General features: G+C 39.7%; 14 protein-coding genes. 9 read left to right on the forward strand and 5 right to left on the reverse strand.

Annotation, left to right across the window (positions count from 1 at the left end):
* Positions 1–473: 473 nt before the first annotated feature.
* From ABJD71_RS00325 to ABJD71_RS00335, 3 genes are all read right to left on the reverse strand, one after another.
* Positions 474–2,819, reverse strand: coding sequence for a PilZ domain-containing protein (locus tag ABJD71_RS00325; protein WP_348162820.1), 2,346 nt, complete (start codon positions 2,817–2,819; stop codon positions 474–476).
* Positions 2,820–3,209: 390 nt separating this feature from the next.
* Positions 3,210–3,455 (reverse strand): hypothetical protein, encoded by a 246-nt coding sequence (locus tag ABJD71_RS00330; RefSeq protein WP_348162823.1) that lies wholly within the window; start codon positions 3,453–3,455, stop codon positions 3,210–3,212.
* A 59-nt stretch (positions 3,456–3,514) separates the two neighbouring features.
* A complete protein-coding gene (locus ABJD71_RS00335; RefSeq protein ID WP_348162826.1) occupies positions 3,515–4,504 on the reverse strand; it encodes a serine/threonine dehydratase in 990 nt (329 codons plus the stop codon).
* 109 nt (positions 4,505–4,613) lie between these two features.
* Here ABJD71_RS00335 and ABJD71_RS00340 point away from each other — a divergent pair, with 109 nt between their 5' ends.
* On the forward strand, positions 4,614–4,988 hold the full coding sequence (locus ABJD71_RS00340) for a PH domain-containing protein (RefSeq protein ID WP_348110332.1): 375 nt from the start codon (positions 4,614–4,616) through the stop codon (positions 4,986–4,988).
* Between the two features lie 60 nt (positions 4,989–5,048).
* On the opposite strand, the gene ABJD71_RS00345 is transcribed toward ABJD71_RS00340, so the two are convergent.
* On the reverse strand, positions 5,049–7,268 hold the full coding sequence (locus tag ABJD71_RS00345) for a S9 family peptidase (protein ID WP_348162829.1): 2,220 nt from the start codon (positions 7,266–7,268) through the stop codon (positions 5,049–5,051).
* 164 nt (positions 7,269–7,432) lie between these two features.
* Between ABJD71_RS00345 and ABJD71_RS00350 the strand changes: the two genes are divergently transcribed.
* Genes ABJD71_RS00350 through ABJD71_RS00360 form a run of 3 tightly spaced genes read left to right on the forward strand, consistent with a single transcriptional unit; the run spans position 7,433 to position 9,209 of the window.
* A complete protein-coding gene (locus tag ABJD71_RS00350; protein WP_348162831.1) occupies positions 7,433–8,050 on the forward strand; it encodes an epimerase in 618 nt (205 codons plus the stop codon).
* A gap of 1 nt (position 8,051) precedes the next feature.
* Positions 8,052–8,774 (forward strand): methyltransferase domain-containing protein, encoded by a 723-nt coding sequence (locus ABJD71_RS00355; RefSeq protein ID WP_348162834.1) that lies wholly within the window; start codon positions 8,052–8,054, stop codon positions 8,772–8,774.
* A gap of 57 nt (positions 8,775–8,831) precedes the next feature.
* Positions 8,832–9,209 carry a hypothetical protein gene (locus tag ABJD71_RS00360; protein WP_348162837.1) on the forward strand — a complete coding sequence of 126 codons (378 nt, stop codon included), beginning with the start codon at positions 8,832–8,834 and terminating at the stop codon, positions 9,207–9,209.
* 19 nt (positions 9,210–9,228) lie between these two features.
* Here ABJD71_RS00360 and queG read toward each other — a convergent pair whose 3' ends face one another.
* Positions 9,229–10,365 carry a tRNA epoxyqueuosine(34) reductase QueG gene (gene queG / locus ABJD71_RS00365; RefSeq protein ID WP_348162840.1) on the reverse strand — a complete coding sequence of 379 codons (1,137 nt, stop codon included), beginning with the start codon at positions 10,363–10,365 and terminating at the stop codon, positions 9,229–9,231.
* On the opposite strand from queG, the gene ABJD71_RS00370 reads away from it, so the two are divergent.
* From ABJD71_RS00370 to miaA, 5 genes are read left to right on the forward strand one after another with little or no spacing between them, the layout of a single operon-like run.
* Positions 10,359–11,912, forward strand: a complete 1,554-nt coding sequence (locus ABJD71_RS00370; protein WP_348162843.1) for an NAD(P)H-hydrate dehydratase — start codon at positions 10,359–10,361, stop codon at positions 11,910–11,912. The genes queG and ABJD71_RS00370 overlap by 7 nt on opposite strands.
* A complete protein-coding gene (tsaE, locus tag ABJD71_RS00375) occupies positions 11,909–12,400 on the forward strand; it encodes a tRNA (adenosine(37)-N6)-threonylcarbamoyltransferase complex ATPase subunit type 1 TsaE (protein WP_348162846.1) in 492 nt (163 codons plus the stop codon). The genes ABJD71_RS00370 and tsaE overlap by 4 nt, the downstream gene beginning before the upstream one ends.
* 9 nt (positions 12,401–12,409) lie before the next feature.
* Complete coding sequence (locus ABJD71_RS00380; protein WP_348162849.1) at positions 12,410–13,744, forward strand: N-acetylmuramoyl-L-alanine amidase; 1,335 nt, start codon at positions 12,410–12,412, stop codon at positions 13,742–13,744.
* 28 nt (positions 13,745–13,772) lie between these two features.
* On the forward strand, positions 13,773–15,605 hold the full coding sequence (gene mutL, locus ABJD71_RS00385; protein WP_348162852.1) for a DNA mismatch repair endonuclease MutL: 1,833 nt from the start codon (positions 13,773–13,775) through the stop codon (positions 15,603–15,605).
* 50 nt (positions 15,606–15,655) lie between these two features.
* Positions 15,656–16,555, forward strand: a complete 900-nt coding sequence (miaA, locus tag ABJD71_RS00390) for a tRNA (adenosine(37)-N6)-dimethylallyltransferase MiaA (protein ID WP_348163481.1) — start codon at positions 15,656–15,658, stop codon at positions 16,553–16,555.
* The last annotated feature ends 39 nt before the right edge of the window (positions 16,556–16,594 follow it).

Raw genomic sequence — 16,594 nt, forward strand, 5'->3', positions numbered from 1 at the left:
GAATTTTATTCAGCCATTATGTTTTTATAATCTTTGGCCTTATTTTTTTAATTAGATTAACACTCGCTTTAAAACTGTCTTATCCTAAGACTTGAATGTTAACCCGCACACTGTAGCAGCAGGTTAATATTCATCCAAGGCTTACTGCCATTATTTAGAAAATATTTATAGTTATATTACTAAGTAGTAATTGGCGTTTTTATTATAAGAGGTTGAGCATGCATTCATGATTAACGTGTTCAGTCAGGTATTGGTGCTTGTTCGCATCAATCATTTGGAGCTTTGGGTGATTTTATTTATAGAAGTAGTAGCTGAAATTTAAGTTGGTTGTCAGTAAAACTAATAAAGATTACAGAGGTGTTTAACTTAATTGTTCTGAATTTCAGCCAGACTAGCTTAAAATTATTTTTACTGGTTTATCGACATCAAGATGCTAAGTAGCAGAGTATTAGTGTTTTCTATTTTGGTGAAGGTTACTTTTCTGGATAAATCCCAAAGCGAAGTAAAACGTTATGAAAAGTAGATACATTGGTTAGGTACAGTACATGGGTGTATCCTTTTTGCATCATTTTAAGTTTTTGATAGATGTCTAAGTCAATTTTAGATATCTCGGCGAGTCGCTTCTTTGTCAAGGGAGTTCTGTGCTCTGAACATTTTATCGCTATTAAATGCGACACAAATGCTTCTGCTGAGCGTTTTGAAACAAGTTCACTAATCTGGTCTCTTACTTTTCCATGTAAGAACTCTTCTTGCTCTACAAAAATAATACGCTGATCTTTAGTTCTTACAATGTGAGTGACATGAGAGTCTCTTTGGCTGTTTCTTAGCATTTTATCTAAAAGACTAGATTTTGGGCCTTTGATATTTTTGTCAGCAAAAAAACCATGCAATGGCACCTCATTACCCAAAGCACCAAAGGGCTTCAAATCGTTGCAATCTTCTTTGTGATAAATGGTTTTGAGGCGATCGATAGTAAACCTATTATTGGTGATTAAAATTGATGCGCAAGTCTGATTACGTATACCCAGTTCCCAAAGAAAACGATGAATATTGCTCTGTAAAATACTCAAATCTCTTGGTTTGAAATATTTAGTGTTGGTTTGAAATAAACGTTTTAGTTTTTTTCCTTCAGTGGATGCCAACTCTTTTGGAAGTTTAAGTCTTAAGCTTCCTGTGGCTTTGTCGAAATGAGCTACTTCATATTTATAAGATTGCAGTTTCAGTTCTTTGACTGAAATTTTAACCGAGCTATCCAACTTTAGTGTGGCTGCATCTGCCACCGTTAGTTTTAATCCGTTTGCAGAAATATCATTGAGGGTGGCGTCAACTTGACTAAACAACCCTGTTTTTATTTTTGCTTGGGAGTTCATAGAATACCGAGGTTCTAATCGCCTATCTGCATTCGACTCCATAACAAGCTGAGTTGGCCATTTATTTTTTTCTTTAATTATTGCCTTTGGTAATGGTTTAAACGGTTCTGGTTGGCTTATTTTTAAGTTACCTACCCAATCAGTCACATCTTTACAAAGTAGTATATGACTAATACTCGTTAAATCTGGATAGTCGCTGAAGGTAATATCATGAATATCGAAGGCAATATTTTTGTGCTCTTCTTTTATTGTTTGTAATCTAAGCTGAACTACACGTAACTGGTTAGACTCTGTAGCTAGCTCGATGAATTGCTTCATTAACCCTGTTTTTGCTAATTGGCGGTGAGTGACAGCTACACTTATATCTTCTTTTTTTCCTTTAATATTGCCACTTAATAAAAATGTTTCTTCATGGCTTAATAATTCTTTCAATAAGCTTTGAAATATCTTTCCGGTCGGCAGATCATTTCTCACGCTAAAGTACTTATTGTACTCAATATTTTTTGGGGTACTCAATTCGTATAATGGCGTCAATTGACTTTTTCTTGACGCTAAAAATACAGGGATCCAAGGGCTATTAGCAAATATACGGTCGCGCTCAAGATTCTGTAGAACCCGTTCTATTTCTAATTCTCTCTCAAGAGGAAAATGATTAGCGACACTTTTTACGTAGTGAGTCCATTGTTCAATGATTGCCTTTGGTGTGTCACTTGTAAATTTAAAGTGTGTTTCTGTTATGAGTAGAGCCTTGTTGAAATGGCTCTCTTGCATTTCAAACCTAATGTCAACTGCCTTATCATGCAGACCTGCGACGATTGGAAACGTAAATAGAAATATTTTAGGAGCTTCGGAATCTATTTCTATTATAGGTTGACGTTTTGTCAGTACAGCCATCCCTTGCTGAGACAATGAACTTAAAGGGCACTGCTTACCATTTTCGAATCTAGGGCTTGAGACTGTGAAATTTGGGCGAATAGCGAGGTCTTCACCAAAGTTAATATCCTGAAACGTCTGAGACTCAACTTTAAAAGCCTTAACAATCTTTTGATGCTGTTCCTTTCGTATGTGGGATTGATAATGCTCTGAGTTCATCACTGATTCAAATACACCCACCGTGTACCTATCATCGAAGCGACTGGTTTCCTTAGCTAAAATTTTCTGCCCAACTTTGTCGAGCCGCATTGGGATACCAAAATGTTTGAACTTTAATATGGGAAATTTCGCAAACTCAGAATTATCTGCTACCGCATCAGTCAAAGAAGTAACACGTATAACCTCTTCCTTTATTATCGTTCTGATCCTAGGGGGAAGCATTGAAGAGAATTTATTCAACCCTTCAAGAAGTCGGTTTTCATGCTGCAAAGGGATTAATTTGTCGATTAAGACTTTGTATTTCTTAATAATGGCAGCGTCATCATCGCTGCCATCTATTGTAGTAGAATCGGACAAAACTAGACCTCTTTTTAGGTAGTATCTGATACCTACCTGTTTGTTACCGTACTTATTAGATTTAGAAATACATTATTGTTACATTTGTGCAACTTAAAATCTACGTCGAGGGCCTTGCGAATATTAGGTTTGGTAATTTTTGTTATCGAATATCCAAGTTTATAGGGCTTGTTTTTTCTAAGTGTCTTTTTGTGCAACCGTAAACATATCTCGGTCGATAAAGATAAAAATAGCCTATTTCCTAGAAGCTAAGCCCTCTAGAATTGCTTCTCGATGGGCAGCATATGCTCCAGCACCTTAAAGTTTTTTTACTGGTAATTAACAGAACAATATTTTCAGGCTCGTCAGAATATGAGTCTAACAATGTTGAGTAGAGACTACTCTAGAATCCTACTCTATTCGTTTGAATACGGCCAATGATTGGGTAAGTACTAACCGATAGCGAGTGTTTGGCAATATATTTCCGATAGTAATTAAATGTAGGCACTCTTCCACTGGCAAAATGTACACTGGATGTTTCTTTTTTTTGGAATGTTTTTTAACCGCTATATTTGATTGTACCGACAGGGCGGTGTCAGGTGCTTTAAGTAGATATGGATTTATTAATTCCATTGTATTATCGACTAATACACTCATGAGCTAGCCTTGTCTTGTAAAACTTGATCATAATTAATGAAGGCTAAAGTGAGCCTTTGCTAAAGGCTTGGTAATGTTTTTAGGTGATCTTCGCTCCATATTCTTAGCATTTTTTGTTGGTCAATATTGCCACCTGATAAAACAACCAGTACTTTTTGTGGGCTACTTTGCTTTGATAGCCATTGGGTAACGGCCTCCATGCTCATGGCACAGGTAGGCTCAACATGGATTTTTAATAAATGCTGCAGCCATTGGGTCCAATATGCGATTTGCGTTTCATTGACTTCGTAAAAGTCGTTGAGGCTTTGTAAATGCTCGAAGGTTTCAGTGCCTACCTTCAGGGTGGCTGCGCCGTCTGCTAAGGTGTTAGGTTGTGAGGGTAGTGACTGTATGGTGCCCTGTCTCAGAGATTCTGCAGCATCATTCGCAAGTAAAGGTTCTGAACCAATCACTTGAATATTTGGAAATAAACCTCGTGCACTAATGGCAGAACCAGACACTAACCCCCCTCCACCTACTGGCGCAAAAACGGCTTTAACTTCTCCGGTTTCTTTTAGTGCTTCAAGGGCAACGGTTCCTTGGCCAGCCATAATATGCGGGTGATTAAAAGGCGGTACGTACAACACACCTTCTTCTTTTGCTGCAACTGCCACTCTTTCATCTGCAATTTTACGAGTAGGGCTTAAATTAAGTTCTGCTCCATAATATTGGGTTGCTGCAGCTTTTACTTTTGAAACATTTTCAGGGCTAAAAATTGTGGCTTTTATACCAAGCATTTTTGCACCATAGGCAACGGCTTGTGCGTGGTTTCCAGAACTATTTGCTACCACTCGGTTACCTAACCTGCCCTCTTCTTTGGCTCTAAGCATCATATTCAATGCGCCACGAAGTTTAAATGCACCTGTTTTTTGAAAGCACTCAACCTTAAAAAGTATTTGATGGCCTAACCAAGTATTTAATAACTGTGATTCAACAATAGGTGTGCGCTTGATGTAAGGACTGATCCGTTTTTCTGCGGCTTGTATGTCTGTAAATGTAACGTTTGGCATAAGGCAATGTGTCAACTGATTATAAAAGGCGAGAGGAATAGTAGCCTGTGGTTGCTATTTTCGCATCAACATTTATGCTAATCATCTAGTTATTCAATGGGAGAATTAAATGGGATTGTTAGACGGCCTAATGGGCAATGCCTCAGAAGTAAATATCGAAGAAGTTGCCGAGGAATTGGCCCCTATTATTGGTGAAACAGAGAATATTCAACAAGTATTTAAAGTGATCCGAGACATGTATGTGTTCACTAATAAGCGTTTAATCTTGATAGATAAACAAGGCGTTACTGGTCGTAAAGTAGATTACCATTCGATTCCTTACCGGGCTATCACCCACTTTAAAGTAGAAACAGCAGGGCACTTTGATTTAGATGCAGAGCTTAAAATATGGATATCAGGGCGTGATAACCCCATTGAGGCAGAACTGAAAAAAGATTCTGTTGTGGGTATTCAGCAAACCCTTGCGACCCAGATGTTTGCTTAATTTACTATAAGCTTTGGACATAGCCGTTTTGGGGCTTGCACCCCGAAACGGCTCTTGTCACTAGTCCATTTCTAAATGCTTATCGAAGAAGTTGGTAATGGTCTTGTATAAATGTATGCCGGTGTTTTTGCCACGGATACTGTGTTTTTTACCGGGATAATCCATACTTTCAAAAGGTATGCTCAAGTCTTGTAAATGCTTATACAGTTTGGTGCTGTGAGTGAATAATACGTTGTCATCAGCCATACCATGATAAATCAATAAATCACCTTTTAAATCTTTAGCATAAGGAAATACTGAAGAGGCGAGATATGCGTCAGCACCCGTTTTTGGATGTCCCATAAAACGTTCAGTGTAATGGGTATCGTATAGTGCCCAGTCGGTTACAGGAGCGCCTGCCACGCCTGCGGCATAATAATCTCCCCCTTTAAACATTGCCATAAGTGTCATGTAGCCCCCATAGCTATGGCCATAAACGCCAATTCTATCTTTATCTACGTAGGGTAATGCTTGTAAAAACTTAACCCCCTCTATCTGATCAGCTAATTCAATGCTGCCCATTTTTTTATATATAGGGTTTTCAAATGCTTTGCCTCTGCCTTCTGAGCCACGATTATCTAAGCTAAAGACCACGTATCCTTTGCTTACCCAGTATTGCATTAGCAGACCACGATTACCGCCCCAACTATCGGTCACGACTTGAGCCCCCGGGCCACCATATTGATAAACAATAACAGGGTGTTTACCTTGAACGTTTTTAGGTTTGTATAAGCGATAGAATAATTCAGTACCATCACCTATAGTAAAGCTAGATATAGTTGGCTTTATCCAATCTTTTTCATAGGGTTTGAGAGGATGATTATTGTCTACTAGGTTTTGACTTAACCAAGTTAACTGTTCACCTGATGCTTTATGTAAGCTAACTTGCTGCGGAGTGTTTGTAGTAGAAAAGCTATCAACATATACACTTGCATCGTCACTAAATGAAATACCATGGAAACCACTTCGTTGGGTTATTTTTTGTATGTCACCGCCATTCAACCCTACTTTATAAAGATGGCGCTGGGTGGGAGTATCTGCTCGGCCAGTGAAGTAAATGAGTTGGTTTGTTTCATCTATGCTTTCGATTTTATCAACAATCCATTTACCTGATGTTAATTGGCGTACTAGTTCACCGTTATTTTTATATAAATACAGATGCTTAAAGCCGTCTTTTTCTGATGCCCAAATAAAGTGTTGTTGGTCATTTAGAAAATGTAAATCTTTGTTTAGGTTGATCCAAGTGTCGCTGCTTTCTTTTATTAAAGAACGTTCACTCTGATCTAGGGTATTAAAAGCATTAAGCTCTAAAGTTTGCTGGTCACGGCTTTGTTTTTGATAGGTAAGAGTTTGGCTGTCTTTCATCCAATTCACTCTTGCTAGGTATATATCTGGATCATCGCCTAAGTTTATCCATTGCTTTTGCTTATTATTAATATCAACGGTTGCTAGCTTTATGACCACATTATTGGTACCTGCACTAGGATATCTTTGGGTGATCATTTTTATTGAATCAGCGTAGATTTCACTTCGCGTAATTTCTTCAACGGGCGTTTCATTTATTTGAGTAAAAGCAATCTGAGACTCATCAGGTGACCACCAATAGCCTGTTCTTCTGCCTATTTCTTCTTGAGCTACGAATTCTGCCATGGCGTTTTTAATCGGCCCTTTGCCATCATAGGTTAGGCGTGTTTCTACGCCAGTTTTAATGTGCTTGATAAATAAATCTTGAGATCTCACATAAGATAAATAGTTACCTTTAGGCGAAAGTTTTAAGTCTGTTTCAAACTCTGGTGTTTGCAATAGTTGCAAAGCCTTTTTTTCATCGAGGCGGTAATAATAAGCATCTCCTGCAAGAGGGAATAATAATGCTTTGCCATCTGCCGACCATTGGTAGCTGACAATTCCAGAGCCACTTAAACGCATACGCTCTCTACGGCCTTTTTCTTCGTCAGACAATACCTCAGGCCCTGAACTCAAGACATTTGAGTCCAACAATAGCTGAGTTTTACCGCTACTGATGTCGTACTCCCATAAATCAAGCCGTTCGTAATCTGTCTTTTTACCCTGCAAAAACGTGACACGTTTACCGTCAGGAGAGACCTGTAAATTTCTCTGTGCAGTCCCTTGTAAGGCTGGGGATTGAAAGATTCGCTCGATAGTTAACTGTTTGGAGGTGTCAGTTGCGTTTGCAAAATGGGGGAGTAAGCCCAAAATTAAAAGGCTCGCGATGTTTTTCATAAATCGTATTTCCCTGAAGTAAAATATTGTCTTATAGACCAGCGTTTGAACTGATTAATTTTTTTATTTTTATATGGAATGAGGTTTTTCTTGATATCTTGTACCCATCAAGCGTCCCATTGTATGGGTTTCAAACTGATTGGTAAATTCAAAAGGCTTAGAATATGTTACAAAGTGCGTTGGTTCTTGGAGCCACTGGATTGGTAGGTAAAAGCCTAGTTCAGCAGCTTTGCGTTGATGATAGATATCAAACTATCATTTGTTTAATACGTAAGCCTTTACCCAATAACTTTTTCTCAGTTAAGTCAGATAAGTTGCAACTAATTGTAGTCGATTTTGATTGTTTAGGTGATTATCAAGGGTATTTTTATAACTCTCATACCTATGTCTGTTTAGGAACGACCCTCAAGCGCGCAGGCTCAAAAGCTGCTTTTCGTAAAGTTGACTTTGAATATATTCATGTAGCGGCGCAACTTGCTAGAAAAGCCCAGAGTTTTGTATGGATATCTTCAGTAGGGGCGAACGCCAACAGTGGTAATTTTTATTTAAAGGTAAAAGGTGAATTAGAAAATGCCATTTTAGGTATGTCTCAACTAAAACATGCTTCTGCAGTCAGACCCTCGTTGTTGTTAGGAGAGCGTCAAGAATCTCGACCTCTAGAAAAAATAGGTCTTTTTGTAAGTGGTATTTTATCCCCTTTACTTGTGGGCAAATTAGCGAAATATAAACCTGTACAAGCTAGAGATGTGGCAAGACAAATGATTCGATTGCAGGTCTTTTAAATTGAAGAAAAAGGGGTTTCAGTTTAAACAGTTCTTCATTGAACACACCCATTGTGCCATGAAAGTGGGGACCGATAGCATTATGTTGGGTAGTTGGGCTGAGCCAAATACTTCAGAGAATATTCTTGATATTGGCACCGGTAGTGGTTTGTTGGCTATTATGTTGGCCCAAAAAGCCTCAGATAACTGTCGTATTTATGGAATTGATATCGACCCAATAGCTATTGAGCAAGCTAAGCTTAATGCAAGAAATTGTCCTTGGTATCAGCAGCTTTTGTTTGAGTGCCGACCTTTGCAAGCGCTTTCAAGCACGTGTTCCTATGATTTAATTATTAGTAACCCACCGTATTTTCCAATTAATGCTGCGGCAAACAAAAAACAATCAAAAAATACTAGAGTTCATGCGCGACAAACGATAACGTTAGAACATCAAGTCTTGTTAGCACAGGTAATAGAGAATCTAGCCATTGATGGCCGTTTTTATTGTGTATTACCTTTTGATGTTGCGCTTACCTTTATCGAAAGCGCCCAAAGTATCGGGTTGTTTTGTATTAAAGAGCTTCAAGTTAGCACTACACCCCAAAAGTTAGTCACTAGGGTACTTTTGGCTTTTAGCTTAAAATTCACCTCAAGGGTTACCGAAAAAATCAATATATACAATGAGTTAGGAGGGTATTCAGAAGAGTATGTTTTACTCTGTAAAGACTATTATCTTAATTTTTGAGCATTTTTTGTAAGTTAGTCTGTCTATGTAATAGGAACACTACATTTAGGAGGGATAATGAAAACATTTGAATTACCTAAGTCGATTTCATCACTTGCCGAAACGCTAAAAATTGTTCAGATGACTTGGCAAGGTGTGACAGTGCAAATTCCCAAGTTTGCAGTATATGCCACTATTGATAACCCTGTTTTTGATGGTGCTGTGTATAGGCAAGGTCGCAGAATTGCCTTGATGAAATGTGGTCGTTACCAGGTACCTATTTTGGATCCCTTTCGTGGTGATATTAAAAATAGTGCCCGTTATGCACTTATTATTAGCCACAGTCGTGGTAATCGTTTTGGATTATATGGCTATCCTGCAGATGATATAAGAGCAGATCTATATTTGTCTGCGTCCCATAGTTGTGCTCTTGAGCTTGCTCAAAACTATCTGTAAATAACCAATCAAGGTGCTGTTAGGCGTCTCTGGACAGGCCTTTTTCGACACTGCGAACGAGCCTTTGTGTGAGCCTACTAGTTGTTTGGGGTTGGCCTGCTGTTTGTTGTTGTAATGCCCATTGAATATGTTCTGCTACCAGAGGTGATGCGTGCACTAATGCCTTATTTAAACTATCAATAATGGCTGCAGAATAGGGCGCATTACCTAATCCCACTGCAATATTACGTTGCCAACGCTCAAAACCTATTCGGCGTATTGCCGAGCCTTCTGTGTTTTTGAGAAATGTCACTTCATCCCATGTGAAAAGCGCCAGTAAGTCTTTACCTTGTAAGGTCGCTCTGGGGTGAAAGTCATGCTCGTCGGTGATGTTAGCGTAGCGGTTCCAAGGGCAGATGAGCTGGCAGTCGTCGCATCCATATACTCTATTACCTATAAGTGGGCGGTATTCTTCTGGGATGGCGCCTTTTTGTTCTATGGTAAGGTATGAAATACAGCGTTTTGCGTCTACAACATAAGGTTCTACTATCGCTTGGGTAGGACAAATTGTGATACAGGCCGTGCAGTCTCCACAGCTTTCTTGAATAGCGTGATCTATGGGTAATGGGATATCGACAAATAGTTCTCCTAAGAAGAACCAGGAGCCAGCTTCTTTATTAATGGTAAGAGAGTGCTTGCCTGTCCAACCTATCCCTGCTTTTTCTGCGATGGCATGTTCAAGTACAGGAGCGGAATCAACAAATGGTCGAAAATTTAAGCCAGCACACTCTGTACGTATCTTTTCTCCTAACTTTTTTAAGCGAGCCCGTAATAGTTTGTGGTAATCACGTCCAAGGGCGTAACGGCTAATATAAGCTTGTTCTTTGTTTTTTAAATTGTGAGCAAATTTAGCATCTGGGGGCAGGTAATCCATACGCACGCTTATGATTCTAATCGTCCCTGGTAATAATTCAGCTGGTCGGGCTCGTTTCATGCCATGGTCAGACATATAAGCCATCTCCCCAGCAAAGCCTTTATCTAGCCATTGCTGTAGCCGACCTTCGTGTTCAGATAAGTCCACATCGCATATTCCAATTTGTTGAAATCCTAGCTCTTTGCCCCAAGCCTTGATACTTTCAGCCAATGTTGACAATTCTGAAGCGCTAAGTGATGACATTACCTAACCTGTTAAACAATAAATCGGCAGCGAGTTTAGCACATAACATTGTATGTGCTGAACAAGTTAGGCGCTTTGAATCAGAGGCGGCCATGGTTGTCGGTTGCAGCTTATATCAACTTATGGAGCGAGCAGGCGAGGCCGCCTTCGATGTCTTGGACAGTCACTGGCCCAATACAAAAAATATATTAGTGATTGCCGGTAATGGCAATAATGCCGGTGATGGCTATGTAGTAGCAAGCCTTGCCCTGAGCAAAGGAGCTCAGGTTATTGTGGCTTGTGAAGACCCCATTCGAGTCTTAGGTGGAGATGCTCAACGGGCTAAAAGTGAATGGTTAGCAGCTGGTGGAGAGCTTGTCAGTTTTGCTGATATGGAGTTTGAGGGGGTTGATTTAGTGGTTGATGCATTACTGGGTACTGGTGTTGCAGGGCCTGTTAAAGAAAGCTTTCAAAATATTATATTAGCCATCAATGATAAGAACCTTCCTGTATTAAGTCTCGATTTACCTTCAGGCATGAATGCTGACACGGGTACCCCTTTGCCTGTGTGTATTAACGCTGACATAACAATAACTTTTGTGGCGATAAAGGCTGGCTTGGTGACGGGAAAGGCAAAAAGCCTATGTGGAATACTCAAATTTAATGATTTAGGCATAGGTCCTTCTTTTTTCGAATTGGCGACTCTTCAAGGTAAAACAGTTAATTGGAGCCGCTTACAACCTCTGACTCCTCGGCTTCCCCATGCTAATAAAGGCCACTTTGGTAAGTTATTATGTATTGGTGGAAACGTAGGTATGCCAGGAGCAATACGATTATCAGCCGAAGCTGCGTTACGCACTGGTACTGGGCTTGTAAAAGTATTTTGTCATGAATCAAGTGCAGCGCTTATTGGTGCTACAAGGCCAGAGTTGATGGTAACAATCTCTGATTTACAAGAAGCTTTAGACTGGTGTACCAGTATTATTATTGGCCCCGGGTTAGGCCGTGATACATGGGCTACCAAACAATTTCAAGCCGTTATAGCGCATCTAGAGCAGCAGCATAAACCTTTAGTTATTGATGCTGATGGTTTAAATCTGTTGGCTTTGAGTGATGAATATACTAAAAACGTGGTTCGTGAGCTGCCACACTGTATTTTAACCCCGCACCCTGGTGAAGCTTGTCGCCTATTGAACCAGAGTATTAAGGACGTTGAAGCTGACCGTTACGCTAGCTGCCAAACGTTAGCGCTTTCTTTTAAAGCCACAAGCTTACTAAAAGGGGCGGGAACTGTTATCTGTACTGATAGTCATAAAGTAGACAATAGACAGATGTTTTGGGTATGTGATGGTGGAAACCCGGGTATGGCTACTGCCGGAATGGGGGACCTGTTAACGGGGATTATAGGGTCGTTTTCCGCTCAAGGCATTCCGCCGCAACAAGCGACAATTTATGGTGTTTGTGCTCATGCTGAGGCTGCAGATAAGGTTGCCAGAGAATATGGAGAACGTGGTATGATTGCTTCAGATCTATTACCTGCTTTAAGGGCTACAATTAACAGCTTATGACCGACACTGAAAACCTAATAACCGAAAATTGTGAAATACTTACCCGCGAACTTATCAATGAAGAGGCGACCGTTACCTTTGCTGGTGAATTGGCTAGAAACTGTGACACAGGTTTAACTATTTACCTTGAGGGTGATTTAGGGGCAGGCAAAACGACTTTTAGCCGTGGGTTTATTCAAGCTTTAGGTCATAAAGGTAAGGTTAAAAGTCCTACATACACCCTAGTTGAACCATATGAATTAGATGATTGGCGAGTGTTTCATTTTGATCTATACCGCTTGAGCGATCCAGAAGAACTAGAATTCATGGGAATTCGAGATTATTTTTCGCCAGATTGTATTTGTTTGGTTGAATGGCCAGACAAAGGCGAAGGTCTATTGGCAGCAGCAGATTTACACATTAGAATTGAATACACATCAAAGGGGCGTAAATTGTTTGCAAAAGCTAAATCGAACTCCGGGGCGCAGTTACTTAACCGTTTACATTAGACATTTAAAATGCAGAAGTTCGGGATAAACACAGTCAAGTTCGTATTAATCAGTATATTGCTGATGGGGTTTGGCCCTGTAAGCTTTGCTAAAAATACCATTGAAGGGTTAAGAATTTGGCCTTCTCCTAACACTACTCGTTTAGTCTTCGATTTATCTGATACTCCGAAATATACCTATTTTACACTGCAGAGCCCCTATCGTTTGGTGGTAGATATTGAGAATACTCCTAAAACTTTTGATTTTTCGAAAGTGGCTAACGAAAGCAAATTAGTTAAAAAGGTACGCTACAGTAAAGCTAAAAATAGTGGCTCTGTTAGAGTTGTCGTAGAGCTAAGTAAAAATGTAGAGAAAAATATTTTTGCTTTACCTCCAACCTCTCCTTATGGAGATAGGTTAGTGATTGATTTAAACGACCCTACTGCTTCTGTCCCTAAAGTTGTATTAGATGCTCAATCTAGTACAGATAGGGACATTATTATTGTAATTGATGCCGGTCATGGGGGCGAAGACCCAGGTTCAATAGGTCGCGGTGGAAGTTATGAAAAAAACGTCACATTGGGAATAGCTAAACGTTTAGAGTCTCTAATCAAAAAAGAGAAAGGTTTAAAAGCCGTCATGACGAGAACCGGTGATTATTATATTTCTCCTAATAAACGCCCACAACTTGCAAGAAAACACAAAGCAGATTTGCTGGTGTCGATTCACGCCGATGCATTTACTACTCCCCAACCAAATGGCGCTTCGGTGTGGGTGTTGTCTATGAAAAGGGCGAATACAGAACTAGGACGTTGGATGGAGAGAACAGAGCGACATTCGGAGTTACTAGGTGGGGCCGCTGAAATTATTCAAGATACCGCGAACGAGCGCTATTTAGCACAAGCATTACTCGATATGTCTATGGATCACTCCTTAACAACCAGCTATGACTTAAGTCGTGATGTGATTAGCCATTTGGGTAAAGTGACGCGACTTCATAAAAGTAAACCTCAAGCAGCAAGTTTAGCTGTGTTAACCTCACCCGATATACCCTCTGTATTAGTCGAGACAGGGTTTATTTCGAATCCTAAAGAAGAGAAGAATCTTAATTGGTCTGCATATAGACAAAAGCTAGCTCAATCTATTTTTGATGGTATAAAACAACATTTTAAGAGCTCACCTCCAGATAGTTCTTTATGGGCTAAATGGAAAAGTGAAAACCGAACACACAAGGTACGCAGTGGAGAGTCATTATCGTTATTAGCACAGCGCTATAAAGTGAGAGTGAGTAGCATCAAAAAAGCAAATAATTTAAATACTAGTGTTGTTCGTATAGGTCAAGTGCTGACTATTCCTCGTAACTAATTTCACGCATTATAAACAAGGTACTGCTTTGCCCATTCAAATTCTTCCAGCAAGATTAGCCAATCAGATAGCCGCCGGTGAAGTTGTCGAGCGTCCTGCGTCTGTAGTCAAAGAGTTGGTGGAAAACAGTTTAGACTCTGGCGCTTACAACATTGATATTGAGATTGAAAGAGGCGGTCATAAACGGATCTTAATTCGAGATAATGGCTGTGGTATTGCTCATGAAGAGTTAGCACTGGCTTTAAGCCGTCATGCTACAAGTAAAATTAGTAAGTTAGATGACCTTGAAGCTATATCGAGTTTAGGTTTTAGGGGGGAGGCACTGGCAAGTATTAGCTCTGTTTCTCGTTTAACCCTTAGCTCAAAGCCAGAAAACCAAAGCCAAGCATGGCAAGCCCACTGTGAAGGCCGAGATATGGAAGTGCAGCTTAACCCTATCGCTCATCCAATTGGAAGCAGTGTTGAGGTTGTGGATTTATTTTTTAATACTCCTGCAAGACGTAAATTTTTACGAACCGAAAAAACAGAATTTACGCACATTGATGAGTTAGTTCGGCGAATTGCTCTTAGCCGTTTTGATGTTGGCTTTACCTTAAAGCATAACGGTAAGTTATTGCGTAAGTATCCCGCTAAAAGTGCAAAAGCCAATGGAGTTAAACGGGTGGGCGCAATTTGCGGGCAAGCCTTTTCTGAGCACAGTATAGAATTAAATAGTGAATATGAAGACTTTAGGTTAACTGGGTGGTTTACGCCTCCTGAGTACGCCAAACCTCAAGCTGATTTTCAATACGTCTATGTCAATGGACGTATGATGCGTGACAAGCTGATCAATCATGCTTTACGCCAAGCCTTTGAAGGTGTTATTGCGGACAATTGCCAAAGTGCTTATGTGCTGTATTTAACCTTGCCTGCAGATCAGGTCGATGTAAATGTTCACCCTGCTAAACACGAAGTGCGCTTTCATCAAGCGAGAATCGTTCACGATTTCATTTTCAGAGCGCTAAATGATGCATTGAATCAATACTTGCAAGGTGGTAATCAAGACCCGAATGTTCAAGTATTAGAGCCTGTAGTACCCAATCATGATTATATTACACCACTGCAAATAACAACTGATACTCCAAAAGTCGAGCCGCTTCCTAAGCCTCTTTCCAGTAGCAATCATTTAGGTCAAAAATTAGTAAGCCAAAGAAAAGTTAACAGTGCTCAGGTTGTAAATGAATCTGCTAAAAATTATCAGCAGTTGATGACACCTACTTCTCACGTTGCCACTAGTAGTATGACTCAATTTGCTCAGACATCTGACTTAAGTGAGAAAGGAGCTAACAAGTTTGCTCAGGTTGTTAACGTTGGGCAGTGGCTTCGAGTAAATGATAAGCAGATGTTAGTTAGTTACAATAACGCTTTCTATTTGTTAAACATTTCAGACCTTCATCAACACGTTTTAGTGGAACGATTTGTCAACCAGATGCCTACCATGCAACCTTTACTAATGCCTGTCTCCATTCAAGCAACACCTGAACTGTTGGAGCAAGCAAAAATTCTTTATCAGCCCTTGTTAAAAAACAGTGTGGAAATTGGCTGGACATCTAATCGTATTCTGCTGCGAAAGGTTCCATCAGAGTTTAGACAGTCTCCTTGGGTAGATATATTAGAGGCAATGCTTAGCTGCAAAGAAACAAATGTTAACAATGTATGTAAACACATTATACTTTGTATTTCTGAGGTAAGAGAGTTTTCCAGCCAGCAATGTCAGGATTTGTGGTTGACACTGTCGTCTAAAAATACAGATTTACAAAGAGACCTAGCTAGAATAGCAATTCCTGTCCCAATGAAAGAGTGGATAAACAAATTACTGTGACCAACCATAACCTTACTCAAAAAGAGAAATTGCCCCCTGCATTATTTTTAATGGGCCCAACTGCATCGGGTAAAACAGACTTAGCGATTGAGTTATGTGACAAGCTCGGATGTGAAATTATTAGTGTTGATTCTGCTTTAATTTATAAAGGTATGGATATCGGTACTGCAAAACCAAGTATTGAAGAACAGCAAAAAGCCCCCCATCAATTAATTGATATCTTAGACCCAGCTCAAAGCTATTCTGTAGCTGAGTTTAGAAGAGATGCTTTGGAAGCAATGGATAAAATTACCAGTAGGGGTAATATACCTTTATTGGTAGGTGGCACTATGATGTATTACAAAGCACTCATAGATGGTCTATCTCCTTTGCCAGAATCTGATAGAAATGTGCGAGCAAAGTTAGAAAAACAAGCAAAAGAACAAGGTTGGAGAGCATTACATGCTTGGCTAAAAGACCTTGATCCTCAATCTGCAGCAAGAATTCACCCTAATGATCCTCAACGTTTAATAAGGGCATTAGAAGTTTATCTTCTAACTAATCGCACTATGACTGATTTGTTGGGTATAAAAACTCTCCCAATACCTTATGACATTAAACAGTTTTGTATTGCACCGAGTGATCGTAAAGTATTACATCAACGTATTGCCTCACGGTTTAACATGATGATGACATCTGGGTTTAGGGAAGAAGTAGAAAAATTAAGGGCTCGGGGAGATCTTCATCTAGATTTACCGTCCGTTAGGTGTGTTGGTTATCGTCAAATGTGGCAACATTTAGACGGTGAATTTACTGTGCAAGAAATGCAAGAAAAAGCAATTGCAGCTACTCGCCAGTTAGCAAAAAGACAATTAACTTGGTTAAGGGGCTGGGAAAATATTCACTCGCTTGATACCTTTGGGAAAGACAATCTTAATAAAGTGAAGACGCTCGGCAATATTCAGCCCTAGTGTGTCTATACAGGTATATGATTTACTGTATAATCTTTA

The sequence above is a fragment of the Paraglaciecola sp. genome, from assembly GCF_039943935.1.
Taxonomy (GTDB): Bacteria; Pseudomonadota; Gammaproteobacteria; order Enterobacterales; family Alteromonadaceae; genus Paraglaciecola.

Coding starts and splice junctions, on each gene's coding strand:
- ABJD71_RS00330 (WP_348162823.1), bottom strand. CDS start 3,455: ATGAGTGTATTAGTCGATAATACAATGGAATTAATAAATCCATATCTA.
- ABJD71_RS00335 (WP_348162826.1), bottom strand. CDS start 4,504: ATGCCAAACGTTACATTTACAGACATACAAGCCGCAGAAAAACGGATC.
- ABJD71_RS00340 (WP_348110332.1), top strand. CDS start 4,614: ATGGGATTGTTAGACGGCCTAATGGGCAATGCCTCAGAAGTAAATATC.
- ABJD71_RS00345 (WP_348162829.1), bottom strand. CDS start 7,268: ATGAAAAACATCGCGAGCCTTTTAATTTTGGGCTTACTCCCCCATTTT.
- ABJD71_RS00350 (WP_348162831.1), top strand. CDS start 7,433: ATGTTACAAAGTGCGTTGGTTCTTGGAGCCACTGGATTGGTAGGTAAA.
- ABJD71_RS00360 (WP_348162837.1), top strand. CDS start 8,832: ATGAAAACATTTGAATTACCTAAGTCGATTTCATCACTTGCCGAAACG.
- ABJD71_RS00370 (WP_348162843.1), top strand. CDS start 10,359: ATGACATTACCTAACCTGTTAAACAATAAATCGGCAGCGAGTTTAGCA.
- queG (WP_348162840.1), bottom strand. CDS start 10,365: ATGTCATCACTTAGCGCTTCAGAATTGTCAACATTGGCTGAAAGTATC.
- tsaE (WP_348162846.1), top strand. CDS start 11,909: ATGACCGACACTGAAAACCTAATAACCGAAAATTGTGAAATACTTACC.
- ABJD71_RS00380 (WP_348162849.1), top strand. CDS start 12,410: ATGCAGAAGTTCGGGATAAACACAGTCAAGTTCGTATTAATCAGTATA.
- miaA (WP_348163481.1), top strand. CDS start 15,656: ATGGGCCCAACTGCATCGGGTAAAACAGACTTAGCGATTGAGTTATGT.